The organism is Methylobacillus pratensis (assembly GCF_054072455.1).
Genome location: NZ_JBSUSR010000002.1, coordinates 233074 through 260051, shown reverse-complemented (window position 1 = coordinate 260051; position 26978 = coordinate 233074). Strand labels below are relative to the sequence as shown.

Sequence of the window (26978 nt, the reverse complement as noted above, 5' to 3'; positions counted from 1 at the left end):
AATGCGGGAGCATCATGAAATCCAAATCTACACATTACCGTATGTGCGGGTGGCTGGTCAGCCTTGCCATCATGCAGGCACATGCTGCCGAGGAGAAATTGCCGGAAGTGCAGGTGAGCAGCCAGATGGAGAAGGAGACCCCCACAAGCGCCGTACGCGGCTATACCGCCAAGCGAAGCGCGACGGCGACCAAGACTGACACCAGCATCCTGGAGACGCCGCAATCCGTCTCCGTGATCACGGCAGACCGGATTGAAGACCAGCGCGCGCAATCGATACAGGAAGTCCTGCGCTACACTGCCGGGGTCGTGTCCGACCAGTACGGGCTGGATTCAAGGTCGGATTCCTATGCCATCCGCGGCATGGATGCCACGCAGTACCTGAATGGCCTGCGCCAGATCAACACCTTCTACTCAGAGACCGTACGTCCCGACCCTTATGCCATGGAGCGCATCGAGGTGTTGCGGGGGCCTTCTTCCATGCTGTACGGGGCGGGCGGCGTCGGCGGCGTGGTCAACCTGGTGTCCAAGCGCCCGCAGACGGAAACCAAGCGCGAAATGAGCGTCTTGCTCGGCAATTACCAGCGCAAGCAATTGCAAGCCGATTTCACGGGACCGGTTGCGGACAGCGACAGTTTGTTCTACCGCTTGGTCCTGCTGGGGCGCGATAGTGAGAGCCAGGTCAAGCATGCGGGGGATGAGCGCACCCTGATTGCGCCTTCGCTGACCTGGAAGCCGAACGATCGCACCAGTGCGACCTTGCTGGCCCAGTACCAGCGCAATGACGGACGGCCCACGCCGCAGTTCCTGCCTTGGTCCGGCGTGCTGCGTCCCAACCCGAACGGCAAGATTCCGTTCGACACCTATCTCGGCGATCCCGGCTTCGACCGCTACGTCTCCGAATCCACCCATCTGGGCTGGGCACTCGAGCATGCGTTCAACGACCACCTGAAGTTCAGGCAGAACGCCCGCTACACCAGCAGCACGAACGATTACCGCAGCCTCTACCCCGACAGTTTCAGCGCCAACCCTTATATCGATGCCAACCAGCGGGTGCTGAACCGGTACGTGGATGTTTCCGAGACGAATTCCAAAACCGTCAATCTCGACAATCACCTGGAAGCCAGCTTCAATACCGGCGATTTTTCACATACCTTGCTGCTGGGTTTGGATTATGGGCGTTTTCGCCAAGCCAAGAATATCGGTTATTCCCTCAATCCCAATAACTCGATTGATGTCTACGACCCGATCTATACCCCGGTGGATACGTCCGGCCTCGTATTGACGCCCTCATTTTCGCGCCTGACCCAGGCCGGCATCTATGTGCAGGACCAAGTGCGCTACAAGCAATGGGTGCTAACGGCCGGCATACGCCGCGACGAGGCCAAGAATGAGGTCCAAGGGGCTGAAACCAAGCGGGATTACGCCACCACGGAACGCTACGGCCTGACTTATGTTGCCGAGAACGGCTGGGCACCTTATCTCAGCTATGCCGAATCCTTCTTACCTGTTGCCGGAACCGACCGTTTGGGCGGTTTGTTCGAGTCGCAGCGCGGCAAGCAATGGGAGCTGGGAGTGAAGTATGAGCCGCCGGGTTCGCGCACGCGCCTGACTGCAGCGGTGTTCGATATGCGCGACCAGAACCGCCAGACGCCCGATCCCGTCAACCCCAGCTATTCAATCCAGCGAGGCGAGATCCGCACGCGGGGCATCGAGTTGGAGGCAACCAGCTCTTTGACCAACCACTTGAGCCTGATTGCAAGCTACAGTTACCTGGATGCACGTTACAACAAGACCAACAACCCGGCTGAGCGAGGCAACCAGGTCGAGACCATCCCCAAGCACCTGGCTTCGGCATGGGCAGTGCAGCGCTTTGCGCTTGGCGACCTGCATGGGTTCCGCGCCGGCCTTGGGGTGCGCTATATTGGCAGCAGCCAGGATGCCTACGAGCAGCTAAAGGCGCCGGACGTCACGCTGGTCGATGCCATGCTCGGGCTGGATTACGGGTCGTGGCGCTATGCGCTCAATGCCAGCAATCTGTTCGACAAGGAGTACGTCTCCACTTGCATCTCGCGGGGCGATTGCTGGCTGGGGCCGCGCAGGCAAGTGATTGCCAGCGCCACCTATTATTGGTAAGCGCTTGCTTTCGATGATGAGTAATAAAAAAGCCCGCGGAGCGGGCTTTTTAGAATGAAGCCAGGCTTAGATATCGCCCCAGCTTTCCTCCCACATGCAGTGCTTGATCTTGTGGCGGTTGGCGATGAGTTCGTCGATAGTCGGCTCATCGTTCAGCGCGCGCTTGATCGCGAGCTTGGTGGCTTCATAGTTGTTCTTGTACATGTCGGCCTTGTCCAGCTTGCCTTCCTTTGCCAGCGGGCCGCAGCCTGGATCGATCCAGACCAGGCTGATAATGGCCAAGTCGTTGACCTGGTCCTTGGGGATGATGCCTTCGATCACACAGTCGAGAATCGCATCTGCGGTAGCTGCCTGCACTACGCCGCCGAACAGTTCGATATTCATGGAATCCTTCAACGTTACCTTAGGCACCATCATGGTGGCGGGACGTACCAGCTGGTTGATGTCGCGTACGGCGAACATGGCGGAATGGCCCTTGGTCTGCGCCATCAGGTTGGCAAACGCCTGGCCGACGGGGCCGTCAACAGCGCCGATCACGATTTCTGGCATTGCGGCGGTGACGTCTTTGCCTTCGCTGAAAATAGTGGCTTCACCAGCCTTGAAAACGATTTTTGACATCTGGATATCCTTAAGGGAAGAGGTAAATAAACGAAACGCTGTATTTTACCCAAGCGGCAGGGGTGGGGCAAACTTCCGGAATGTTCAGCCCCTGGCTAAAGGCGTCCGACAAAACTCGGCGGGGCGATCCTGGCTGGGTGACTTGCCGGGACCGTAAAAACTGCACGAAGGCGGCCGGAAGAATTTTGGCTACCCTCCTAAACGGCTAAATCTCAGCAGCGGTGTGATCGTTATACCGTTTATCGGTACAGCGCTTCCGTTTGTCGGACGGATTGGCAAACAAGCTGGCTTGCATTGCATGATGCATTCTGGGCAAAAAAGGAATACTGATGAAACCTGGGCAAAAGGGCTTTACCTTGATCGAACTGATGGTGGTGGTGGCCATTATCGCCATTCTGGCATCCATCGCCGTGCCTTCCTATTCGCGCTATGTGGCGCGCGCCAAGGTGGCCGAGGCCATCTCGCAATTGTCCGATATCCGCAACCGCATGGAGCGCAACTATCAGGATAAGCGCCGTTACAGCTGCGAGGACGTCGTCATGCCGGCCAGCCCTGCGGTGCAGTATTTTACCTACGCATGCGGCACGCCCAACGGAGACCAGACCTTCCTCATCACGGCTACCGGCGTGGCGGCGCAAGGCATGACCGGCTATGAATTCACCATCAACCAGGATAATGCACGCCGAACGACGGCATTTCCTGATGCCACGGTACCGGCGAATTGCTGGATCACCAAGCATGGCGGGAGTTGCTGAGGCATGAAGCAGCGCGGCTTTACATTGGTGGAGTTGATCGTGACCTTGACGGTATTGACGATTCTACTGGCGGTGGCCGTCCCTAGCTTCCGGGAAATGTTGCTGAACTTCCAGATACGCTCCGCCGCGGAAGGCTTGAATACCGGCTTGCAACTCGCGCGTGCAGAGGCCATCCGCCGCAATGTCAATGTCGTGTTCACCTTGAGCGACAATGCCACCTGGACGATCGGCTGCCAAGTGGTGGTGGCCGATGCCGACAACGATGGCGTGGAGGATTGCCCCGAAGTCATCCAGAGCAAGGAAAGCACTGAAGGCGCAGTCAACGTCAATGTAGAAGTGGTGCCGGCAGGCGCCACCAGCGTGACCTTCAACGGTCTTGGCCGGGTCACGTTCAACAATGACGGCAGCAACGTCATGCGCCAGGTGGATATCGCTGCGGACGAAGGCAACGGGCGCAACCTGCGCATCCTGATCCGGGGAGGCAGCGTACATTTTTGCGACCCTAACGTATCTACAGTCGGAGACCCACGCGTATGCGCCTAAGGCCCGTTCATCAAAAGCTGCGCGCTACCCAGGGCGGCTCTATCCTGTTGGAAGGGCTGATCGCCATCCTGGTGTTTTCCATGGGCATATTGGCGATCATCGGCTTGCAGGCCGCTTCCATGAGGACCGTATCCGATGCGCAATACCGCTTGGAGGCAAGCTATCTCGCCAATCGCCTGGTTGCCAGCATCTGGACGGCCGGGCCATCCCAAATTGCAAATTATGGCTTGCCGGGAGGCAGTTCCGAAACGCTGGCAGAATGGCTAGCCGACGTGAAAAAGCGTTTGCCCGGTGCCGACACCAAAGCGCCCACGGTCGTGATCGCGGGAGACGCGACCGCAGGCTACACCGCGACAGTGACCGTATTCTGGCAGCCGCCTTCAGAAACCGAGCCGCATAGCCATACCACGGTGGCCTATATCAATAACAACCCAACGCCATGAAGACAAGCGCAATCCTGAAGCATCATGCCGGGTACAGCCTGGTGGAAATCATGGTTGGCATGACTATCGGCCTGCTAGGCCTGCTGGTGATTGCACAGGTGTTGTCCGTATCGCAGGACAGCAACCGCACGACCAATAGCGGCGGCACTGCCCAGCAGAATGGTGCGCTGGCCTTGTTGGCGATAGAGCGCGATATCCGCCAATCCGGCTACGGCATGAACGTATCGCAGAACCTGGGCTGCCAGGTGGCAGGCGTCGATAGTACCACCGGGCGGGATGTACGTTTTCTTTTTACTCCCACGGTGGTTACCCAGGGCCTCGACACGGCTCCGGATGAGATTCAGTTGACCTACAGTAATGCCAGCATGGTGACCAGTCCCTCTGCGCTCATGAAAGATTCAGCGGCTACCGGCACCAATACGGTATACACGGTCACCAATCGTTTCGGCTTCACCGTCGGCGATGTGGTGGTCGTGGCAGCGCCGGGCCTGGATTGCGATTTGGCCCAGATTACGGCTACGCCTGCCAACCCTTACCAGAACGACATCCAGGTCGCTGCCACGGCGCGTTATCGCGGTAGCCAGGTGTTCAGTTCCGGTGCGCAGGTATACAACATGGGCAGGAACCCGGTCAGTAACCGGTATTCCATCGTGGATGGCGGCCTGCAGGTATTTTCCGAGCTTACAGGCGAGGCGGAACTGGTGGCGGATGGCATTGTCGATCTGCAGGCCGATTACGGCCTCAACCTGGACGGAGATACGGAAAACACCGTGGACGAGTATCGGGCGTCGGCAGATTTGGATAGCAGTGGCGTGGTCAGCTGGGATGAGTGGGAGAAAGTTATCGCCATCCGTATCGGGCTGGTGAGCCGCAGCAGCAAAAAGGAAACAAGCGCAGTTACGACGGAAGTGCCGAGCTGGGCAGGCGGCACTTTCAGCAACGTGTCCAACCTGGCGGATTGGCAGCAGTACCGCTACCGGGTGTTTGAAACCACGGTGGTGATCCGCAACATCTTATGGAAGCCTCCTTCATGAAAACGCCTTTGCGAACCAGTTCGAGCGTCATGCGCCAGCGCGGCGTCGTGCTCATGGTGGCGCTGATCGTGCTCATCGCCATGACGCTGGCAGGCCTGGCCTTATGGCGCGCCGTGGATTCCGGCAATGTCATTGCCGGCAATCTTGCCTTCAAGCAATCAGCCACCATGTCCGCTGACCGCGGCTTGCAGGCGGCATTGGTTTGGCTGGACAACAACCGCAATGCGCTGAATGACAACAACACCTCCCATGGCTATATCGCCAACACCCTTACCACGGAGCCTGACTGGTATGGCAATGCGGTCTGGAGCAATGCCGTGGACCTGGGCACCGATGCAGCAGGCAACCGCGTGCAGTACCTGATCCACCGACTCTGCCGTACCACGGGCGCTTATAACGGCGAGGACGGCACAGGCCAGGCCAATTCCTGCTCCACCTCTTTATCCAAGGCGCCAGTCACCAATGCCTCGCTGGGAAGCAGCCTGCAGATCGGCGCGGCCGTTTACCAGTCCAATCCGTCCGTGTACTACCGCATCACGGCCCGCGTGCTCGGACCAAGAAACACCGTCAGCATCGTGCAGGCCACGGTCATGGTGCCGGTATAAACAGAACCCCAGCATTTCCAGGGAGCAAGACAATGCAGCAACAAAAAAATCAAAGAGGGTTATGGTGGCAGGCTCTGCTGTTGGCAGGCTGGTTGATGGGATTTGCATGGTTTGCTAATGCTGCAGTGACGGATATTTCCAGTAATCCGCTTTCCACTGCTTCCGGTACCGTAGTCAGGCCGAACGTGATGTTTGTGCTGGACGATTCGGGGAGTATGAACTTCAATTTTATGCCGGATTTCCTTGGATACGGCAATTATAGAGCTGGCAAATGCAGGGCAAGTAATGGCGACATGAGTGCGTCATGTGCAGGTACTTCACAAAGTGGTCAAAATAAACCAACTGCAGGTGGTGATCCTCCAGTCTACAGTCCTTTGGTTAATGCGGTTTATTACAACCCTGCTATCAGTTACACGCCGCCAATAAATCCCTGTGATATATCACAAACATTGCCAACCATGAATGGTACTAATACCAATGGCTGGCAAGCAGTGAGGGTGGTTGGTCATGCTATTGACAATGACTCCTGCGCACAGAATTCTGTATTCGCGAATATTTTGACTCAATATCCAGAGAGAGAATATTGCGGTTCGGTTTACAACCCTAATACTCGAAGAAATGAAACGGTATGCAAACGAAATGGAATAGATGGGCCTACAACCGGCACTACTCGTGGTTATGATTGGCCCGATAGTACATTTTCGACAGGGCGCACTCGAAATAGTAATCCTCATTATTTCCTGATAACGCCTAAGGAGTATTGTACGAAGAGCAATCTCGAAGAGTGCGAGCTTCGTTCAACACCAAGTGCAACACATAGCTATCCTGCCTATGTCAGATATTGCAACTCTATAAATGATGCCAGTTCTTCTACTGTAATAAGTGGTGGCGGCAAATGCCAAGATAAACATACCACTACGTATCGTTATGCGCGATATGGGAATTTCGTGCGAATTGATATAACGGATACCCAATCCTTTACCAAGTATCCCGATCGTATAGATTGTGCTGGTTCAACATGTAGTTATGCGGAAGAAATGACGAATTTTGCTAACTGGTATGCTTATTATCGGACTCGGTCATTTGCAATGAAGAGTGCTGCAGGACAGGCATTTGCAACGATAGACAATAATTATCGAGTTGGTTTCTTGACCATTAATCCAGGTTCGCCGGTATCTGCGAGTAAATACCTCAAAATTGACGATTTTGAGCCCTCGCATAAAGAAAATTGGTATAAAAAATTCTATGCTTCAGATGTGAGCGGGAGTACTCCTTTACGACAAGCGCTTTCACGAGTTGGCCGTCATTATGCAGGTGTGAAAACTGGCATTAATGTTGGAATGAATGAGGACCCAGTGCAATTTGCCTGCCAGCAAAACTTTACTATCTTGACTACAGATGGATATTGGAATGATCCAAATAATGCTGCTGGTATTACGATTAGTGGAGGTCCTATTGGTAATCAGGATAATGTAGATGGAGGTTATTCCAAACGTGTAGATGGCGCATTTGACGGTGGATTGTCAGAAGCAACTAATACTCTTGCTGATGTTGCAATGTATTACTACAAGACTGACCTGCGTCCCAATATGGATGACAAGGTGCCTACTACCAGCAAGGACAAAAACGCAAAACAACATATGAATACATTTACCTTGGGTCTCGGACTTGATGGTGAAATGAATTATCGCTCTGACTATGAGATTGCAAATGATGGTGATTTTGCCAGAATAAAACAAGGTGATAGGGATTGTAGCTGGGCCCCAAGGGAAGAATGTAATTGGCCAATTCCTTATGCAGAGTCTCCTAGCTCTTTAGACGACCTCTGGCATGCCGCAGTCAATGGACGTGGCTTGTATTTCAGCGCCAAGCAGCCCAAGGAGTTAATTTCTGGTTTGCGCAGCGCCTTGGCTGGCGTATCAGATAGAACCGGTGCCGCCGCAGCGTCGGCAACCAGTAGTCCCAATATTACCCAAACCGATAACTATATCTTCAGTTCTACTTACCGTAGCGTGCACTGGGACGGCGATGTGCAGGCGCAGACGATCAACCCGACCGATGGAACCGTAAGCGAAGCGCATGTATGGAGTGCGCAGGCTCAGTTGAGTGGCGGACGGAGCATTTTCAAGTTTAACCGTGATACCAAAACAATCGAGCCGTTTGCCTGGGACAACCTGAGCACTGAGGAAAAAGTCTATTTTAATAATAAGTGCGAATTGCTCTCGCAATGCAATGGTTTCAATGCAGATATCAAAGAGATTGCAAACTCAGGCGAGAACCTGCTGAATTACCTGCGGGGGCAGTCCGTCAATAGTGGTGAAGTGAGCCAGACGGACAAGGCATACCGTTTGCGCACGCATCTGCTGGGCGATATCGTGAATTCGGCGCCTGCATATGTGAAGCAGCCGCGATTCAACTTCATTGACAACGTGGTGCCTAATTATCAGACCTTCAAGAATGATCACGCCGACCGTCATGGCATGCTGTATGTCGGCGGCAATGATGGCATGCTGCATGCGTTCAATACCACCAACGGCAATGAAAGCTGGGCCTACGTGCCGCAATCCGTCATGCCGAACATGTATAAGCTCGCGGACAAGAACTATGGCGCCAATCACCAGTTCCTGGTGGATGGCTCTCCGCAGGTCATGGATGTCTACGATGCTTCTACCTCGGCCTGGCGCACAATTCTTGTTGGCGGGCTGAATGCAGGCGGACGCGGTTATTTTGCATTGGATGTGACTGATGAAGACAATCCGAAAGCATTGTGGGAGTTCTGCCATACCAACAGCTATTGCAACCGCTGGGATGAGGATTTGGGCCTGACATACGGCAACCCTATCATTGCAAAACTGCCAGAAGGTAATGCGCATGCCGGACGCTGGGTGGTGATTTTCACTTCGGGTTACAACAATGTATCGCCGGGTAATGGACAGGGATATGTCTATATCGTCGATGCGATCACAGGCGCATTGATCGAGAAGGTTGGAACGGGCGTGGGGACGGCGGAAAGTCCCAGCGGCTTCGCCAAGCTTGCCAGCAGTTCCGGCATCAATGGCAATGCGGATATCAATGCGACCTTGGTAGCGTTGTATGGGGGAGACCTTGAGGGGAATCTATGGAAAGTGAACCTGGAAGCATCTATTCCAGCAATCACCAGGATGGCCAAGCTGACTGATCCTAATGGTTTAGGGCAACCTATTACCACCAAGCCGGAAATCGGCAAGGTGCCGAAAGTGACCGAACCGGTGATTTTTGTTGCAACAGGGCGTTACTTGGGATTAAGCGACGTGACGAATGCACAGGTGCAATCTGTCTATGCGATCCGTGACAATAGCGTAAGCTATAACGGGCGCTCTTTGACGCCGAGAACGATCACCCACGGTGATACGACCTCTTCGATCGCAGGCAGCGATCTGGATTGGGCAGGCGGAGGCTGGTATGTCGATTTGCCCGAATCGCGCGAGCGGGTGAATCTTGATCCCCAGTTGGCGTTAGGCACGCTGACGGTCAATAGCAATACGCCGCAGATCGACAACGTGAATTCAGATGGCTGCTCATTGGGCGGGACGACCCGGGTTTACCAGTTTGATTATAGGACGGGCTTGATGGTGCCCGGCGCGACGCATTTCGGTCAGAAGCTTGCAACGGGGTTATCCGTGGGGATGGTGATTGTCCGCTTGCCCAATGGACAGCTCAAGGCGATCATTACCGATGCGCAAGGCCGGAAAACCACGATCGGCATTGATACTGCCGCATCAGATTCCGTGTCACGGCGTACAGGTTGGCGCGAGCTGACCAAATAACGAACGGATAGGCAATGGATTGAAGCCAGGGATGTTCCCTGGCTTTTTTCTTGAGGCTGCAACCTTCTGGTGTTGCTGACTTGCCGCACTACTTGTAATGCCTACGTCAGAACGCCTCGTCCGAATTGCTTTGCTGAGTTTGTCGGCTGCGCTTATTTCCGCGCAGACTCTTCCAGCTTGTCGAGCAGGATGCTGGCCGGGTTGCATTCCGTCTGTGCGGCAATTTCCACCATGCCGGTCGGGCTGGTGACGTTGATTTCGGTCAGGTGTTCGCCGATCACGTCCAGGCCGACCAGGAACAGTCCCTTTTCCTTGAGCACCTTGCCGACGGCATTGGCGATTTCGTAGTCGCGCCCGGTCAGCGGCTGGGCCACGCCTTTGCCGCCTGCCGCCAGGTTGCCGCGCGTCTCGCCGTTTTGCGGGATGCGGGCCAGCGCGTAAGGCAGCGGTTCGCCGTCAATGACGATGATGCGCTTGTCGCCTTGCGTGATGGCGGGCAGGTAGCGCTGGGCCATGATGGTCTGGCTGCCGTGGCGCGTGATGGTTTCAAGAATGACGCCGAGGTTGGGGTCGCCTTGTTGGAGGCGAAACACGCTGCTGCCGCCCATGCCGTCCAGCGGTTTCACGACAATATCCTGGTGTTGCGCCAGGAAATCACGGATCAGTGCCTGCTCGCTGGAGACCAGGAACGCAGGTGCGAACTGCGGGAAGTTGAGCACCGCGAGCTTTTCGTTCCAGTCGCGAATAGAGCTTGGGTTGTTATAAACGCGCGCACCTTGCCTGGCGGCCTGTTCCAGCAGGTAGGTGCTGTAGAGGTATTCGTTGTCGAACGGCGGATCCTTGCGCATGAGGATGGCATCGAATGCCTCCGGGGCTTCTTCATGGATTTCACCTAGCGAATACCAAGGGGCGCCGTCGATGAATCTGAAAGGCCGGCTACGCAGCCTGGCTTCATGGTGGCGAAGCAAAAGGCCGTGTTGCAACGCCACGAATAAGGAGTGCCCACGCGACTCGGCTTCGCGCATGATGGCGAGGCTGGTGTCCTTGTATGGCTTGAGGCTGTCTAGCGGGTCGAGGATGAAGGCGATGCGCATTATTAGCCTCCTAGTTAGCCCAGCAAGTCCGGGTCGGTTTCCTGTAGCTCGATGGTGGCGGCGAGTAATGCCAGGCGCGCCACCACGCCGTAGGCATAGAAGCGGTTAGGTGCCGCATCCGGCGCGCCGGCACAGTCCGGCGTGGAGCATGGCGTTTCGAATGCCAAGGGTTCGAAGTGCATGCCTGGCGCATTGAGGTTTTCGTCGGCGCCGCGTGAAGTATGGACCCGGTAGAAGCCGCCCACCACGAAGTGGTCCATCATGTAGACGACGGGTTCGGCCACGGCGTCGTTGAGGTGCTCGAAGGTATATACCCCCTCCTGCAGGATGACCTCGCTCACTTTGAGCCCCTCCTTCACCACAGACATCTTGTTGCGCTGTTTGCGGTTGAGGTCGCGGACGTCGTCAGCGCTCTTGACGGTCATGATACCCATGCCATAGGTGCCCGCATCGGCCTTGACGATGATGAAGGGCTCCTGGTTCACGCCATATTCCGCATATTTGCTGCGGATTCTTGCCAATAAGGCTTCCACTTTCTCGGCGAGTTGCTCCTCGCCGACGCGGGCATGGAAATCCAGCCCGCCACAGGTGTCGAAATAGGGATTGAGCAGCCAGGGGTCTATGCCGATCAGCGGGGCGAATTCCTCCACCACGCGGTTATATGCGGCGAAATGCCTGGACTTGCGGCGGGTGGCCCAGCCTGCATGCAATGGCGGAATCAGCGATTGCTCCAGACCCTTTAGGATGTCGGGAACGCCCCCGGAAAGGTCGTTGTTGAGCAGGACAGCGCAACTGTCGAAGTTGTCCAGCACCAGTCGGTTGCCTTTGCGTTGCACCGGCTCCAACAGGATGCTATGGCCGTCGTGCGTTTCCAGGAAGGTAGGACCGGTAATCTCGGGTGCAATGCTGCCAATGCGGACTTCGAGTCCGGCCTGGCGCAGGATATGGGTGAGAGCGTAGATATTGCGCAGATAGAAGGTATTGCGCGTGTGGTTCTCCGGGATCAGCAGCAGGCGGCGCGCATCAGGGCAGATCTTCTCCACCGCCACCATGGCGGCCTGGATGCACAATGGCAGGAAGTCCGGGTTCAGGTTGTTGAAGCCGCCTGGGAACAGGTTGGTGTCCACCGGCGCGAGCTTGAAGCCTGCGTTGCGCAGATCCACCGAGGCATAGAACGGTGCGCCGTATTCCTGCCACTGGCTGCGGAACCAGTGTTCGATGCGCGGCATGTTTTCCAGCAGGCGTTTTTCCAGGGTGAGCAATGGGCCGGTAAGGGCCGTCGTAAGGTGGGGAACCATCATGTTGTAAGTGGACACCTGATAAGCCAAGAGAGTAGGCGGAGATTTTAGCCTAAAGCAGGGAGGAGGCGAAAAAAAAGGGCGCTTTAAGCGCCCTGAGGAGGAGGAGATAATGCATAAAACTAGGCAGTAAGATGTTCCTGGTCTTGCGACGTAAAGATCAAATTACGCTTGCTAATACATAAGCAATCACCGTGCCAGTTTTATGAGCTTGAATCTAGGCTTGAATCGGCACGATCGGTCTGCTTTGATGGTGTCGCTGTGACGAAGTGGTGCAGGATTGCCCCGATTGGGTGCGCCTGGATATTTTTCTGTGCGATGCGCTGGCGAGACAGGTGGAAACACAGAGATAGAAATATAAACGGGCGCTGAAAGCGCCCGTTGTGTTGAAGCTAGAAGGTGTTAGTAGTGATAGGCGCGTTCACCGTGCTCTGAAGTGTCCAGGCCTTCACGTTCGGCTTCTTCGCTGGCACGCAGGCCGATGAAGATATCCACGATCTTGAACAGGATGTAGCTGCCGATGCCGCCCCATACGATAGTCACGCCGATGGCTACCGCCTGCGCGTAGAGCTGGCTGCCCATGGTGGTGCCTTCTTCATAGCCTACGCCGCCAAAATCCGCGCTCATGAGGATGCCGGTGCCGATGGCACCGATCAGGCCGGCTACGCCGTGGATGCCGAACACATCCAGGGAGTCGTCATAGCCAAGCTTGACCTTGAGGCTGGTGACCGCCCAGAAGGCGATGACGCTGGCAATGAAGCCCAGCACGATGGAGCCGACAGGGCCGAGGAAGCCGCAAGCAGGCGTGATGGCAACCAGGCCCGCAACCGCGCCGGAAACGGCACCCAGCAGCGAAGGCTTGCCCTTGAACAGCCATTCGGCAAATACCCAGCCCAGCACTGCGGCGCCAGTGGCCGCCTGGGTGTTGATCAGCGCGAGGCCGGCAGTGCCATCGGCAGCCAGCTCACTGCCGACGTTGAAGCCGAACCAGCCTACCCACAGCATGGAAGCGCCTACCATGGTCAGCGTGATGCTGTGCGGAGGCATGGCTTCCTTGCCGTATCCAAGGCGCTTGCCGACGACGATGGCGCCTACCAGTGCTGCAATACCGGCATTCATGTGCACGACGGTGCCGCCTGCGAAGTCAGCCGCGCCGAGGTCGCCCAGGAAACCGCCGCCCCATACCATGTGGGCGATCGGGATGTAGATGAATGTGACCCACAAGGCGAGGAACGCCAGCACCGCGGAGAATTTCATGCGCTCGGCAAAACCGCCGACAATCAGCGCAGGGGTAATCGCCGCAAAGGTCAATTGGAAAGTGACGAACACGTATTCAGGAATGGTGCCGCCGTCGAGCAGGGTATCTGGCCTGATGCCGGATAGTAGGGTCTTGCTGAATCCGCCGATATAGGCATTCAGGCTACCGCCGTCTGTAAAGGCCAGGCTATAGCCGTAGACGACCCAGATCACGGACATCAGCGCCGTCGTCACGAACACTTGGGTCAGGACGGATACCATGTTCTTGGTGCGAACCAGGCCGCCGTAGAACAGGGCGACGCCGGGAATGATCATCGCCAATACCAGCACAGTGGCGACAATGGTCCAGGCCGTATCGCCGGCGCTGAGTGTCAGCACGGCCTCAGTCGCTGTATCTACCGCTTCTGCGGCAGCGGGCGCAATTTCAGTGGTGACGGCTTCATCAACGATGACAGCTTCTTCTTCAGCCAGCGCAAAGCCGGAAAAACCCAGCGCGCCAACCAGTGCAATCATGGAAAGAATTTTTTTCATATCAAACCCCTTAAAGCGCATCGGCGCCGGTTTCGCCAGTACGGATGCGATAGACTTGTTCCAAGTCGAAGACAAATATCTTGCCATCACCGATTTTGCCGGTTGTGGCAGATTTTTCGATAACTTCCACTACCTGGTCAAGTAATTCGTCGGCAATCGCAACTTCCAGCTTGACCTTGGGCAAAAAGTCGACAACGTATTCTGCACCACGGTAAAGCTCAGTGTGTCCTTTTTGGCGGCCAAAGCCTTTGACCTCAGTGACGGTGATCCCCTGCACACCAATGGAAGACAGGGCTTCACGCACTTCGTCAAGCTTGAAAGGCTTGATGATGGCGGATACAAATTTCATGGTTATCTCCTCTGGTAAAAAGCAGAAAGGCAAGGCAAACCGCCTTGCCTTCTATCCTGACTGTCTTCTTAGAAAGTCTTTTGGACGAAGAAAGTCCAGTTTTCCTTGCCGGAGAACACAGGGCCGTAAGTGAATGCGCCGCGGTCAGCATCGGTGTCGGTATAGTAGCCGCCGACGACAATGCCGTTATCCCAGGCCTTGCTCAAGCCAAGCTTCCAATCGGTATAGTCGAAATAGCTGGGACCGTTACCGAACTCCTGGCGGCCTACGTGGGCAATCGCGCTGTAGCCGCTTTCACCGAATGGTACTTCCAGTGTCAGGTCGATGTAGCTGGCGCCACGGCCTTCAAAACCGAAAGCAGATTTGCTAGGCGACCAGGAGTACTTGGCGGATACCCACTTGTAGGAAAGGCCGCCGTAGATTTCAGTGGTATCGGCGTTGTAGGTACCTTGCACGGAGTTGCGACGGCCAGGATAGATATATTGGTTCACGCCGACATCGTATGTAATACCAGTTTCGCCGATTTCAGCGGTGTAGCCTCCGTAGATATCCCATTCCATGCTGGAACTGTTATAAGCACGGCCATCACCTACTTCTGTATCTGCCAGCCAACTGATGCTGGAACCCCAGGTACCGATATAGAAGCCGCTGGCATGGGAGTAGTCCACACCGCCTTGGATCGCTGGACGGTCACCGGATTGGCTGGTACCACGGAAGATGTAGTTGCTTGTCAGGCCGATGTTGTATGTAATAGTGTGAGGGGAGGTTTCCTCAGCAGCTTCTTCGGCCATGACGGCGGCAGGTGCTGCAAAAGTGCCAACGATGGCGGCAAGTAGAAGCGAATTACGCATGATGTACCCTTTCAAGGTTTTGAAAAATAAAACAGCAACGAAAACTCTGCATTGGGTAATAAGCAACACCTGTGCCATAAAAACAACATACATATAAAACAATTACTTACGTGCTATTTTTTGGGATTTTCGACGGTCTGGAATGGTGCGTTGCTTGATTTTTATTTGTAAGTGATTGAGTTTGTTATGTTTAATCTGGATTTCTGCTAGTAAAAAACTGCTAAACTGCGAATGTTTTGGGAGGTTTTTAAGTAATGAGTACTCAGTTTATTGATGAATTATCCAATAAAATCAAAGAAATATATTCTTCCTTGCCAGCAGAGGGCGTCGAGCGCAATTTGCATGCACTATTACAGGGCGCATTCACTAAACTGGAGCTTGTGACGCGTGAGGAGTTTGATATCCAGGCGGAAATGCTGCGCAAGACCCGGGCTCAACTGGCTGATTTGGAAAAGCAATTGGCCGAAATAGAAGCGAAGCTGGAACAAGCTTCCTAAGCATGGCGCTGGCGGTTCTGCATAGCCGTGCGCTGGCCGGGATGGAGGCGCCTGAGGTCGCGGTGGAAGTCCACCTTGCCAACGGATTGCCGAGCTTCACCATCGTTGGTTTGCCCGAAGCCGAGGTCAAGGAAAGCAAGGACAGGGTGCGCGCCGCCCTGCAAACGGCACAGTTCGAATTCCCGGCCCGCCGGATTACGGTTAACCTGGCGCCAGCTGACCTTCCCAAGGAGAGCGGCCGTTACGATTTACCCATTGCGCTGGGGATCTTGGCTGCCTCCGGGCAAATACCCGCAAAAGAGCTGGATCAATATGAGGTGGCGGGCGAGCTCGCATTGACCGGCGAGCTGCGCCCGATCCGCGGCGCGTTGGCCATGGCATACAAGGCCAGGGAAAGCGGCCGTACCTTTATCCTGCCCCAGGAGAGTGCCGCCGAGGCGGCACTGGTGCGAGGCGCTACAGTCCTGCCTGCGACAAGCCTGCTGCAGGTATGCGCCCATCTGTCAGGCCGTGAGCTGCTGGTGCCGCAACCGGTCAATATCCCGCAAAGTTTCTCAGTCGATGTCGATTTTGCCGAGGTCAAAGGGCAATTACAGGCCAAGCGTGCGTTGGAGATAGCAGCCACAGGCGGGCACAGTGTATTGATGTCCGGGCCGCCTGGCACCGGCAAATCCATGCTGGCCTCGCGTTTTGCCGGCTTGTTGCCTGCGATGACGGAGGCGGAGGCGCTGGAATCTGCCGCTATCCAATCGCTCAACAAAGGATTTCGCGCCCGCGATTGGGGCAGGAGGCCTTATCGTGCGCCTCACCACACGGCTTCGGGCGTGGCGCTGGTGGGCGGCGGCGCGATTCCCAAGCCCGGCGAGATCTCTTTGGCGCATCACGGGGTCTTGTTCCTGGACGAGCTTGCGGAATTTGACCGCAAAGTGCTGGAGGTATTGCGCGAACCCCTGGAATCCGGGCATATCACCGTTTCGCGCGCAGCCCGACAGGCGGAGTTCCCCGCGCGTTTCCAGCTGGTTGCTGCCATGAACCCGTGCCCATGCGGCTATTTCGGGCATCCCAATGGCAAGTGCCGGTGCACGCCGGACCAGATATCCCGTTACCGCCACCGCCTTTCCGGGCCCTTGCTGGACCGGATCGATATCCATATACAGGTGCCGGCATTGAGCGAGGATGAATTAATGCATGCGCCGGCCGGAGAGGCGAGTGCCGTGATCAGGTCAAGGGTCGAGGCGGCAAGAAAGCGCCAGTTGGATCGGCAGGGGACCAGCAACCATATGCTCACAAGCCAGCAGGTGGACGAGCATTGCCAGCCGGACGAAGCAGGCGGCGCATTGCTGAAGCAGGCGATCGCCCGTCTTGACCTTTCCGCACGCGCTTATCATCGCATCCTCAAGGTAGCACGCACGATTGCCGACTTGGCAGCCAGCGACGCCGTGCAAAGCGCGCATATTGCCGAAGCGGTGCAATACCGCCGTCTGGGACTGTAGCCAAGTTGGATGCATTAAAAAGTTGGCACGAAGAGCAGCGCTCTGCCTATTTGTACAAAGAGCTGTCCCGGCGCGAACCGGACAAGGCACTTGCCGACATGTTTCAAGGCTTGGCCACGGCTGCTGCCGAGCAAGCCAGGGTCTGGGAAGCCAAGTTGGCTGCTGCAGGGCATGTGGTGCAAGCCTATCGGCCGGATTTGCGTACGAGGGTGGTGGTATTCCTGCTGCGCAGCCTGGGGGCCAAGCGTATCCGCCCGGTATTGGCCGCAAGCAAGGTGCGTGGGCTTTCGGCGTATGGCGCCAAGCGTATTGCGTTGTCCTCGCATGCCATGCCGACGCAGGTCAACGAAGTGGGCGGGCGGCACAAGCTGGCTGGCAGCAACGGCGGATTGAGGGCTGCCGTGTTCGGTGTCAATGACGGCCTGGTGTCGATAGCCTGCCTGGTACTGGGCGTGGCGGGAGCCGCGAGCAATGCCTCGGTCATCCTGTTGTCGGGTATCGCGGGGTTGCTGGCGGGTGCGTTTTCCATGGCGGCAGGCGAATACATTTCCATGCGCTCCCAGCGCGAACTGTTCGAGTACCAAATTGCGTTGGAACGGGAAGAGCTGGCCTTGTATCCGGAGCAGGAGGCTGCGGAGCTGGCGCTGATCTACGAGGCGCGGGGATTGACGCAGGAAGAGGCACGGCAACTGGCCGGCCGGCTGGTGGCTGACAAGGAACTGGGGCTGGATATCCTGACCAGGGAGGAGCTGGGCCTCAATCCGGACGAATTGGGTTCGCCATGGACGGCGGCCATTTCTTCATTCGCATCGTTCTTGCTCGGGGGCACGATTCCATTGCTGCCATGGTTGCTGAGCGTCTCATCCCATGCGCTGGCGCTGGCGTTCGGCCTGACCGGCGCCGCCCTGTTCCTGGTGGGGGCCTTGCTCGCATTGTTCAGCGGACGCAACATGCTCTACGGCGGTGCGCGCATGCTGCTGATCGGCGCTGCGGCAGGCGGCATGACTTACTGGGTCGGCAGCCTGCTGGGCTCAGGCCTGCCGGTCTAGCGGCAATGCAGGGCGATCCCGGCCACGCATTAAAGTGCAAGGAGAGCGTTATTGCCCTACCCGAATGCGGGGTAAGTTATGCGCTGTGCCGCTCCTGTTTTATAATCACGCCCTGAATATTCAATCACCTGGCAGTTATCCGATTCGCCAGCATTAAGGTTCCGCATGAAACGTTACGAAATGTCCCCAACCGAGGTCTTGCTGCGAGAGATTCTCGCCAAGCGCATCATGATTCTCGATGGCGCGATGGGGACCATGATCCAGCAATACAAGCTGACGGAGGAGGATTACCGCGGCGGCCCGCAAGGGCGTTTTGCCGATTTTGCCGCGCCAGAGGGCGAGCGGGAGCTGTTCGTCAAGGGTAACAATGAGTTGCTGACCTTTACCCAGCCGCGGATCATCCAGGAGATACACGAGCAATACCTGGCAGCCGGGGCGGACATTATCGAGACCAACACCTTCGGCGCGACCAGCGTGGCGCAGGAAGACTATTTCATGGCCCACCTGGCCTATGAAATGAATGTCGAGGCCGCCAAGCTGGCGCGTGCGGCATGCGACAAGTACTCCACGCCGGACAAGCCGCGCTTCGTGGCGGGCGCGCTGGGCCCGACGCCCAAGACCGCCTCCATCTCCCCTGACGTGAACGATCCGGCAGCGCGCAACGTCACCTTCGACCAGCTGGTGGCGGCTTACCATGAGCAGACCCGCGGCCTGGTCGAGGGCGGCGCCGACATCCTGATGGTCGAGACCATCTTCGACACGCTCAACTGCAAGGCGGCCTTGTTCGCGATTGACCAGTATTTCGAGGAAACCGGCAAGCGCCTGCCGATTATGATTTCCGGCACCGTGACGGATGCTTCGGGACGCATTCTTTCCGGCCAGACGGTGCCCGCATTCTGGAACTCCGTGCGCCATGCGCGTCCGCTGACGATAGGCCTGAACTGCGCCTTGGGCGCCGCCCTGATGCGGCCTTATGCGGAAGAGCTGAGCAAGATCGCGGATACCTTCGTCTGTATCTACCCGAACGCGGGCCTGCCCAACCCGATGTCGGATACCGGCTTTGACGAGAAGCCCGCCGATACCTCCGCCTTGCTGAAAGAGTTCGCCGAGAGCGGCTTTGTCAACATAGCCGGCGGCTGCTGCGGCACCACGCCGCCGCATATTGCCGCAATTGCCGAGACGGTCAAGGATATCCCGCCGCGCCGCATCCCGGAAATCCCGGTGGCGACCAGGCTGGCCGGGCTGGAACCGTTCACGATCGATGAAAACTCACTGTATGTGAATGTCGGCGAGCGTACCAACGTTACCGGCTCTAAGGCCTTTGCGCGCATGATCCTCAACGAGCAATACGAGGAGGCGCTGGTTGTGGCGCGCCAGCAGGTGGAAAACGGCGCGCAGGTGATCGACATCAACATGGACGAAGGCATGCTGGACGCCATCCATGCCATGACGCACTTCCTCAACCTGGTGGCTTCCGAGCCCGATATCGCCCGCGTGCCCATCATGATCGACTCGTCCAAGTGGGCGGTGATCGAGGCCGGGCTCAAGTGCGTGCAGGGCAAGTCCATCGTCAATTCCATCTCCATGAAGGAGGGCGAGACCGAGTTCCTGCGCCAGGCCGCGTTGTGCCGCCGCTACGGCGCAGCGGTGATTGTCATGGCGTTCGACGAGGTCGGGCAGGCCGATACTTTCGAGCGCAAGGTCGAGATTTGCAAACGCGCTTACGACCTGCTGGTGGAAAAGCTGGATTTCCCGCCCGAGGACATTATTTTCGACCCCAACATCTTTGCCGTGGCGACCGGTATCGAAGAGCACAACAACTATGCGGTGGATTTCATCAATGCCACGCGCTGGATCAAGGAAAATCTGCCCCATGCGCGGATTTCCGGCGGCGTATCGAACGTGAGCTTCAGTTTCCGCGGCAACGAGGCCGCGCGGGAAGCGATACATACCGTGTTCCTCTATCATGCCATCCAGGCCGGCATGACCATGGGCATCGTCAACGCCGGCATGATAGGCGTGTACGACGACCTCGACCCCGAGCTGCGCGAGCGCGTGGAGGACGTGGTGCTCAACCGCCGCGAGGATGCCACCGAGCGCATGATCGAGTTTGCCGCCACGCTGGCGGCGGGCGGCAAGAAACAGGAAGCCACGCTGGATTGGCGCGGCACGCCGGATAGCCCGGTGACGGTGGAAAAGCGCCTGGAATACGCCATGGTACACGGCATTACCGAATTCATCGTCGCGGATACCGAGGAAGCACGGCAGAAGGTCATGGATGGCGGCGGACGCCCGATCCACGTGATCGAGGGGCCGCTCATGGACGGCATGAACGTGGTCGGCGACTTGTTCGGCCAGGGCAAGATGTTCCTGCCGCAGGTGGTGAAGTCGGCCCGCGTCATGAAGCAGGCCGTGGCGCACCTGGTGCCGTTCATCGAGGAAGAAAAGCGTGCCGAGGAAGCGCGCACGGGCATCGTGTCCAAGCCCAAGGGCAAGATGGTGATCGCCACCGTGAAGGGCGACGTGCACGATATCGGCAAAAACATCGTCTCGGTGGTGTTGCAGTGCAACAACTTCGAGGTGGTCAACATGGGCGTGATGGTGCCTTGCGCGGAGATCCTGGAGCAGGCAAAGGCTACCGGGGCCGACATCATCGGCCTTTCCGGCCTGATTACGCCCTCGCTCGAGGAAATGGCCTACGTGGCGCGGGAAATGCAGCGCGACCCGTATTTCCACGGCCTCAAGATGCCGTTGCTGATCGGCGGGGCGACTACTTCGCGTGCGCATACCGCGGTCAAGATCGCGCCGCACTACGACGGCCCGGTGATTTACGTGCCGGACGCCTCACGTTCGGTCTCGGTGATGCAATCCTTGCTGACGCCGGAGCAGCGCGACAGCTATATCGCCGAGCTGGAACAGGATTACGAGCGTGTGCGTACCCAGCATGCCAACAAGAAGGGTACGCCGATGCTGACCTTGGCGGATGCCAGGGCCAACAAGGCCAGGCTCAGCTTTGCCGGCGAATATGCCCCGGTCAAGCCCAAGTTCATCGGGCGCCGCGTATTCAAGAATATCGACTTGGCTACCATCGCCCAATATATCGACTGGGGCCCATTCTTCCAGACCTGGGACCTGGCGGGGCCTTATCCCGCCATCCTCAAGGATGAGGTGGTGGGAGAAGCGGCGACCAAATTATTCGCCGAAGGCCAGGCCATGCTCAAGAAGATCATCGACGGTCGCTGGCTCACGGCCAGCGGCGTAATCGCCCTGTTGCCGGCCAATACCGTCAATGAGGACGACATCGAGATTTACACGGACGATACCCGCAGCCAGGTAGCGTTCACTTACTACGGCATGCGCCAGCAGACCCAGAAGCCGGTGGTGAACGGCGAGCAACGGCCCAACCAGTGCCTGGCCGACTTTATCGCGCCCAAGGACAGCGGCATCGCCGACTACATCGGCATGTTCGCCGTGACGGGCGGGCTGGGCATCGAGAAATACGAGCAGCGTTTCGAGGCTGCGCATGACGATTACAGCAGCATCATGCTGAAATCGCTCGCCGACCGCCTGGCGGAAGCGTTTGCCGAATACCTGCATGAGCGCGTGCGCAAGGACTTGTGGGGGTATGCGCCCGAGGAAGCCTTGGGCAACGAGGCGCTGATCAAGGAGCAGTACCGCGGCATCCGTCCGGCACCCGGGTATCCCGCCTGTCCGGACCACACCGTCAAGCCTGACATGTTCAACCTGATGAAATGCGAGGAAGTGGGCATTCAACTCACCGATTCGTTTGCCATGATGCCGGGCGCCGCGGTTTCCGGATTCTATTTCGCCCACCCGGAATCGAAGTATTTCAGCGTGGACAAGATCGGCGAGGACCAACTGCTGGACATGGCCAAGCGGCGCGGGTTGCCGCGTGAATACCTGGAGCGCTGGCTGGCGCCAAATTTATCCTGACCTGCCCTGGTCATACGGCTTTGCTACAATCAACCCTGATTCGAAAGTTTATTTAGCGTTATGCATATCCATATTCTCGGTATTTGTGGCACGTTCATGGGCGGCATCGCGGTGCTGGCGAAGGCTGCCGGGCATCGCGTGACAGGCTGCGACGCCAATGTCTACCCGCCCATGAGCACGCAGCTTGAGGCCCAGGGCATAGAGCTGATCGAAGGCTTCGGCCCGGAACAGGTTTCCCTCAACCCCGATATCTACGTCGTGGGCAATGTGGTGGCGCGCGGCAACCCATTGATGGAGGAAATCCTCAACCGCGGGCTGCCCTACATCTCCGGCCCGCAATGGCTGGCGGAAAATATCCTCTATGCCAGGCAAGGCGAGCAGGCAAAGTGGGTACTTGCTGTTGCGGGTACGCACGGCAAGACAACGACCACTTCCATGCTGGCATGGATACTGGAGCATGCAGGACTTGCGCCTGGCTTCCTCATTGGCGGCGTGCCTGAGAATTTCGGCGTATCCGCGCGGCTGCCCGGCGTGCCGCGCCAGGACGACAAGAGCATCTCGCCGTTTTTCGTGATCGAGGCGGATGAATACGATACGGCGTTTTTCGACAAGCGCTCCAAGTTCGTGCACTACCGTCCGCGCACGGTCATCCTCAACAACCTCGAGTTCGACCATGCTGACATCTTTGCCGACCTGCATGCGATAGAAACCCAGTTCCATCACCTGGTGCGCACTGTCCCCAGCAATGGCTTGGTGGTGGCGAATGGCAAGGAGGACAGCCTCAAGCGCGTGATCAAGCGCGGGTGCTGGACGGGGGCGGAATATTTCGGCACGGATTGGCAGGCGGTTGATGTGGACGCGGAAGGCGGATTCACGGTGCGCTTCAAGGGCAAGGCGCAAGGCCGCGTGCAATGGCAATTGCTGGGCGAGCATAACCGCATGAACGCGCTGGCTGCCCTGGCTGCGGCCCGGCATGCCGGGGTCGCTATTGATGCCGGGATAGAGGCGTTATCCCAGTTTAGGAACGTCAAGCGCCGCATGGAAGTGCGGGGCGTGGCGAACGGCATCACGGTTTACGACGATTTTGCCCACCATCCCACGGCCATCGCCACTACGGTGGCCGGTTTGCGCTACAAGGTCGGCAAGGCGCGCATTCTTGCCGTGCTGGAGCCGCGTTCGAACACCATGAAGCTGGGCGTGATGAAGGATGCATTGCCCGGCAGCCTGGCCGACGCGGACCTGGTGTTCTGCTATGGCGAGCATTTGGGCTGGGATGCGGCAGCGGCCCTGCAGCCAATCCAGCACAAGGCGGCGGCATTCGACAGCATGCCGGTGCTGATCGAGGCGATCGCTGCCGAGGCGCAGCCGGGCGACCATATCCTGGTCATGAGCAACGGCGGCTTTGGCGGTATTCATGAACGCTTGCTGGAGAGGCTGGCCTAGTGAAGCTGCAAGGCCTGAAAGAGATGGGCGTCCTCGGCTGGGCCTTGCTGCTTTCGGCCGTGTTTCACGTCATCCTGATTCTTTCAGTCAATTTCGAGGCGCCAAACCTCAAGTTCCTCAAGGACAAAATCCCGCCGCTGGAGGTGGTCCTGGTCAATGCCAAGACCGAATCCAAGCCGAAGAAGGCCGATGCCCTGGCGCAGGCCAACCTCGATAAAGGCGGAAATACCGACCAGGACAGGCAGATGAAGACTGCCCTGCCGCCGCCGAGGAAAAAGAAAACCGAGGTGGCCCCCAAGCAGGCGGTAGAAGCCTCGGCCGCCTCGCGGCCGGGCGAGGAAAAGCAGGAGCAGACCCAGCAGGACAAGGTGGCGGAGCTGGAACGCCAGGCGCAGGAGCTCATGACCCAGCTCAAGGAGCAAAAAAAGCTGGAGTCCGCGCCTGCGCAAAGCGCCGCCACTTCAACGCCCGACCACGGCCAGCAGCAGGATGCTCCCAAAAACCTCAATGCGCGCGACCTGGTAGCGAGCAGCATGGATATTGCGCGGCTGGAGGCGCAGATCGCCAAGCAGCAGGATGAATACCAGAAGCGTCCCAAGCGCAAGGAACTGGGCGGGCGTACGCAGGAATACCGCTTTGCCACTTATGTCGAGGCATGGCGGCAGAAGGTGGAGAAAATCGGCAACCTCAATTATCCCGAGGCGGCCAAGGAGCAAAAGCTTTACGGCAAGTTGCAGCTGTCGGTCGATATCCGCGCGGACGGCTCGATAGACAAGATCCAGGTTACACGCAGCTCAGGCCACAAGATACTCGATGATGCGGCCAAACGGATCGTGGAGCTGGCGGCGCCTTATGCGGCATTTCCCGAGGATATCCGCAAGGAGTACGACATCATCGGCATTACCCGCACCTGGACCTTCACCAAGGAAGACAGCCTGGCAACTCAGTAGTCTCGCGTCATGGGGAGCGAGTGAGCTTAAGAGCGGATAAGCAAATCCGGCGTAGCCTATCTATCTGGCTAAGCGCTCTGCCCTAGGCAGTACAGCTAGTAGACAAGGCAGGGCAACAACGCCGGTAAAGTTCTGTTAGCCGCTCTAAATGCCCATGAAGACGTGCTCGCCGTGGTCCAGCCGCACGGAAATCGCTTTCTTCAATGCTTCGCTACTGCCTTGGTCCAGCGCCTGCGGCAGGCTTTCTCGCTTGGCTTCCCCCCATATCGGGTTGGGAAAGTGGCGGTCGCGCTTGTAGCGCGGGATCACGTGCCAGTGAACGTGCGGCGTCATGTTGCCCAGACTGGCGAGGTTGATCTTGTCCGGGCGCATGACTTCACGCACGGCTTCTTCCACTGCAAACACGACCAGCATGAGATGGTCGCGGTCCGCAGGCCTGAGGTCGCTCATTTCCTTGACGTGGCGGTTGAGGATGACGCGGCAAAACCCCGGATAATCCTGGTCTTCCACGCGTACCACCCTGCAGAGCTCGTCCTGCCAGAGGATTTCGCCGCCTGCGGTGGTACAGAGATCACAGTTCTTGTGGAAAGACATTGTTCTGGTCATGAGGGGTTGTCAGGCTTCAATATGGCACGTTTAATGCTAACTGTTTGTATGGATATGACATTCAATGTGGAACTTTGTGCCCGCGTGTACAGTCTTGCATTGGATTCGTTTTGGCCGCAACTCGGCGGCTGCAAGTATTGTCAGGGATTATAAATCAGTATGTCCAGATTTCTGCCGGGCAAGCGTTTGGGCTTGCTGTTGATTGTCTTGGCTGCATTGCTGGCCGTTGCTTACGCTTTCAGGCTGGAAGCCATTGCGTGGCACTTGTGGGGCACGCAGCAAGCCAAGCACGATACCTTGGGCCTCAAGGGTTACACTGTCGAGCATGAGGCGATCGAGATACCGGGAGTCGGGTCGGACCTTTCCGATTTGAGCTATAACCACGAAACCCATACCCTGTTCACCGTTTCCAACCAGCAACCCTTGATTGTCGAATTATCCCTCACGGGCGAAGTGCTGCGTAAAATCCATGTCAAGGGCATCAAGGACATGGAGGGTATCGCCCATATCGGTGGCAACCGCTTCGCCCTGCTCAACGAGGCCAAGCACAGCTTGGTGATTGCCGACATTCACGCTGGCGTGGACGAACTGGATGTCAGCGGTGCGCCCTCCCTCACGCTTGCCATGTATGCCCATGACAACAAGGGGTTCGAGGGCATCGTCTGGGACAAGGAGCGCCAGCGCTTGCTGGTGGCAAAGGAACGTTCCCCCAAGCGCGTGATCGCCATTCATGGCTTCGTCGATGCGTTGCCTGGCCAGCCGGTGGATATCCATATCGAGAAGCTGCAGGAAACCGCTTCCTGCGGCCTGAGGGATTTGTCCGCCGTGACTTACGACGCCAGCACAGGGCATGTCCTATTATTAAGCGATGATTCGCGCATGGTGGCGGAATACGATGCCGAAGGCAAAATGCTGGATACGCTCGCGTTGTGGCGCGGTTTCCAGGGCCTCTCCCGCAGCGTGCCGCAGGCTGAAGGCTTGGCCATCGGGCCGGACAAGCGTATTTACGTGATCAGCGAGCCCAACCTGTTTTATGTTTTCAAGCCGGGCTCCGGGAAAAAGTCTACGATTTAGCTTGGGGATTTAGCCCGGGCCGCAAATTGCGCAAAGCCCTGGACGAATTTCCCCAGCTCATCCTTGTGGCGTTGGTCAGTCAGGTTGCCTTGATCGTCAAACGCCTCATGGGCGCGGGAAAGAAGCAATTTTCCACCGTTCCAGTACTGGACGCCAAGCTGGCGTAGCACAGTCAGCCAGGCATTTTGCGCCAAAATGGTGCCGAAGCCCGATGGAGTGGCGCCAACCACGGCAAAAGCGCGCCCCTGAAATACCTTGGGAATGTCCGCGGGCGGGCGCGACAGCCAGTCGACCGCGTTCTTCAACACGCCGGGAATGCTGCCGTTGTATTCAGGCGTGGCAATAATGACGCCGTCGCTGGCGATGACCTTTTGCTTCAATGCCGTCACGGCTTCCGGAATGCCGGATTGCCCTTCCAGGTCGCCGTCGTAAAGCGGTATGCCGTGCAAGGTGGCAATTTCAAGCTCTGCCCCTTCTGGCGCCAATGTTTTGGCCGCCTTCAACAACGCCGTGTTGAATGATTGTTTGCGTAAACTGCCGGAAATCCCGAGTAGCTTTGCCATACCAGTCTCCCTTGAGGTTGTGCTTCTCTG

Annotated in this window: 22 protein-coding genes; 14 read left to right on the top strand and 8 right to left on the bottom strand. The window is 57.4% G+C overall.

Annotated features, from left to right (window positions below; all coding sequences use genetic code 11):
* The first annotated feature begins 14 nt into the window (after window positions 1–14).
* A complete protein-coding gene (locus ACW4YW_RS05860; RefSeq protein ID WP_457136715.1) occupies window positions 15–2135 on the top strand; it encodes a TonB-dependent siderophore receptor in 2121 nt (706 codons plus the stop codon).
* Window positions 2136–2201: 66 nt separating this feature from the next.
* Here the strand turns inward: ACW4YW_RS05860 and fae are convergent, their stop codons facing one another.
* Complete coding sequence (fae, locus tag ACW4YW_RS05855; RefSeq protein WP_457136714.1) at window positions 2202–2753, bottom strand: formaldehyde-activating enzyme; 552 nt, start codon at window positions 2751–2753, stop codon at window positions 2202–2204.
* A gap of 329 nt (window positions 2754–3082) precedes the next feature.
* Between fae and ACW4YW_RS05850 the strand changes: the two genes are divergently transcribed.
* Genes ACW4YW_RS05850 through ACW4YW_RS05825 form a run of 6 tightly spaced genes read left to right on the top strand, consistent with a single transcriptional unit; the run spans window position 3083 to window position 9939 of the window.
* Window positions 3083–3508: a type IV pilin protein gene (locus ACW4YW_RS05850; RefSeq protein WP_457136713.1), complete on the top strand. Its 426-nt coding sequence runs from the start codon at window positions 3083–3085 to the stop codon at window positions 3506–3508.
* A gap of 3 nt (window positions 3509–3511) precedes the next feature.
* Window positions 3512–4051 carry a GspH/FimT family pseudopilin gene (locus ACW4YW_RS05845; protein ID WP_457136712.1) on the top strand — a complete coding sequence of 180 codons (540 nt, stop codon included), beginning with the start codon at window positions 3512–3514 and terminating at the stop codon, window positions 4049–4051.
* Window positions 4042–4494 carry a type IV pilus modification PilV family protein gene (locus ACW4YW_RS05840; RefSeq protein WP_457136711.1) on the top strand — a complete coding sequence of 151 codons (453 nt, stop codon included), beginning with the start codon at window positions 4042–4044 and terminating at the stop codon, window positions 4492–4494. Before ACW4YW_RS05845 ends, ACW4YW_RS05840 begins: the two co-directional genes overlap by 10 nt.
* A complete protein-coding gene (locus ACW4YW_RS05835; RefSeq protein WP_457136710.1) occupies window positions 4491–5528 on the top strand; it encodes a PilW family protein in 1038 nt (345 codons plus the stop codon). The genes ACW4YW_RS05840 and ACW4YW_RS05835 overlap by 4 nt, the downstream gene beginning before the upstream one ends.
* Complete coding sequence (locus ACW4YW_RS05830; protein ID WP_457136709.1) at window positions 5525–6133, top strand: pilus assembly PilX family protein; 609 nt, start codon at window positions 5525–5527, stop codon at window positions 6131–6133. The genes ACW4YW_RS05835 and ACW4YW_RS05830 overlap by 4 nt, the downstream gene beginning before the upstream one ends.
* A gap of 32 nt (window positions 6134–6165) precedes the next feature.
* Complete coding sequence (locus tag ACW4YW_RS05825) at window positions 6166–9939, top strand: pilus assembly protein (RefSeq protein WP_457136708.1); 3774 nt, start codon at window positions 6166–6168, stop codon at window positions 9937–9939.
* A 152-nt stretch (window positions 9940–10091) separates the two neighbouring features.
* Here ACW4YW_RS05825 and gshB read toward each other — a convergent pair whose 3' ends face one another.
* From gshB to ACW4YW_RS05800, 5 genes are all read right to left on the bottom strand, one after another.
* Window positions 10092–11033 carry a glutathione synthase gene (gene gshB, locus ACW4YW_RS05820; protein WP_457136707.1) on the bottom strand — a complete coding sequence of 314 codons (942 nt, stop codon included), beginning with the start codon at window positions 11031–11033 and terminating at the stop codon, window positions 10092–10094.
* A gap of 14 nt (window positions 11034–11047) precedes the next feature.
* Window positions 11048–12331, bottom strand: coding sequence for a glutamate--cysteine ligase (gshA, locus tag ACW4YW_RS05815; protein ID WP_457136981.1), 1284 nt, complete (start codon window positions 12329–12331; stop codon window positions 11048–11050).
* 402 nt (window positions 12332–12733) lie between these two features.
* Complete coding sequence (locus tag ACW4YW_RS05810; protein ID WP_457136706.1) at window positions 12734–14119, bottom strand: ammonium transporter; 1386 nt, start codon at window positions 14117–14119, stop codon at window positions 12734–12736.
* Window positions 14120–14129: 10 nt separating this feature from the next.
* Complete coding sequence (gene glnK, locus ACW4YW_RS05805; RefSeq protein WP_400882725.1) at window positions 14130–14468, bottom strand: P-II family nitrogen regulator; 339 nt, start codon at window positions 14466–14468, stop codon at window positions 14130–14132.
* A gap of 68 nt (window positions 14469–14536) precedes the next feature.
* Window positions 14537–15319, bottom strand: coding sequence for a TorF family putative porin (locus ACW4YW_RS05800; RefSeq protein WP_457136705.1), 783 nt, complete (start codon window positions 15317–15319; stop codon window positions 14537–14539).
* Window positions 15320–15573: 254 nt separating this feature from the next.
* Here ACW4YW_RS05800 and ACW4YW_RS05795 point away from each other — a divergent pair, with 254 nt between their 5' ends.
* The 6 genes from ACW4YW_RS05795 to ACW4YW_RS05770 all read left to right on the top strand — a co-directional run bounded on the left by ACW4YW_RS05795 (window position 15574) and on the right by ACW4YW_RS05770 (window position 24705).
* Window positions 15574–15816, top strand: coding sequence for an accessory factor UbiK family protein (locus tag ACW4YW_RS05795; protein WP_457136704.1), 243 nt, complete (start codon window positions 15574–15576; stop codon window positions 15814–15816).
* A gap of 2 nt (window positions 15817–15818) precedes the next feature.
* Window positions 15819–17309 (top strand): YifB family Mg chelatase-like AAA ATPase, encoded by a 1491-nt coding sequence (locus ACW4YW_RS05790; protein WP_457136703.1) that lies wholly within the window; start codon window positions 15819–15821, stop codon window positions 17307–17309.
* Window positions 17310–17407: 98 nt separating this feature from the next.
* The gene (locus ACW4YW_RS05785) at window positions 17408–18358 is read left to right on the top strand and encodes a VIT1/CCC1 transporter family protein (protein ID WP_457136702.1); all 951 of its coding nucleotides are present in this window, start codon (window positions 17408–17410) and stop codon (window positions 18356–18358) included.
* Window positions 18359–18523: 165 nt separating this feature from the next.
* Window positions 18524–22312, top strand: coding sequence for a methionine synthase (gene metH, locus ACW4YW_RS05780; RefSeq protein ID WP_457136701.1), 3789 nt, complete (start codon window positions 18524–18526; stop codon window positions 22310–22312).
* Between the two features lie 60 nt (window positions 22313–22372).
* Window positions 22373–23755: a UDP-N-acetylmuramate:L-alanyl-gamma-D-glutamyl-meso-diaminopimelate ligase gene (gene mpl, locus ACW4YW_RS05775; protein WP_457136700.1), complete on the top strand. Its 1383-nt coding sequence runs from the start codon at window positions 22373–22375 to the stop codon at window positions 23753–23755.
* Window positions 23755–24705 (top strand): energy transducer TonB, encoded by a 951-nt coding sequence (locus tag ACW4YW_RS05770; protein WP_457136699.1) that lies wholly within the window; start codon window positions 23755–23757, stop codon window positions 24703–24705. Before mpl ends, ACW4YW_RS05770 begins: the two co-directional genes overlap by 1 nt.
* A 144-nt stretch (window positions 24706–24849) precedes the next feature.
* Here ACW4YW_RS05770 and ACW4YW_RS05765 read toward each other — a convergent pair whose 3' ends face one another.
* On the bottom strand, window positions 24850–25311 hold the full coding sequence (locus ACW4YW_RS05765; protein ID WP_457136698.1) for an HIT family protein: 462 nt from the start codon (window positions 25309–25311) through the stop codon (window positions 24850–24852).
* Between the two features lie 159 nt (window positions 25312–25470).
* Between ACW4YW_RS05765 and ACW4YW_RS05760 the strand changes: the two genes are divergently transcribed.
* Entirely contained in the window at window positions 25471–26385 is a 915-nt protein-coding gene (locus ACW4YW_RS05760; protein ID WP_457136697.1) for an SdiA-regulated domain-containing protein, read from the top strand.
* Here the strand turns inward: ACW4YW_RS05760 and ACW4YW_RS05755 are convergent.
* On the bottom strand, window positions 26382–26948 hold the full coding sequence (locus tag ACW4YW_RS05755; RefSeq protein ID WP_457136696.1) for an NADPH-dependent FMN reductase: 567 nt from the start codon (window positions 26946–26948) through the stop codon (window positions 26382–26384). The genes ACW4YW_RS05760 and ACW4YW_RS05755 overlap by 4 nt on opposite strands.
* Between the last annotated feature and the right edge of the window lie 30 nt (window positions 26949–26978).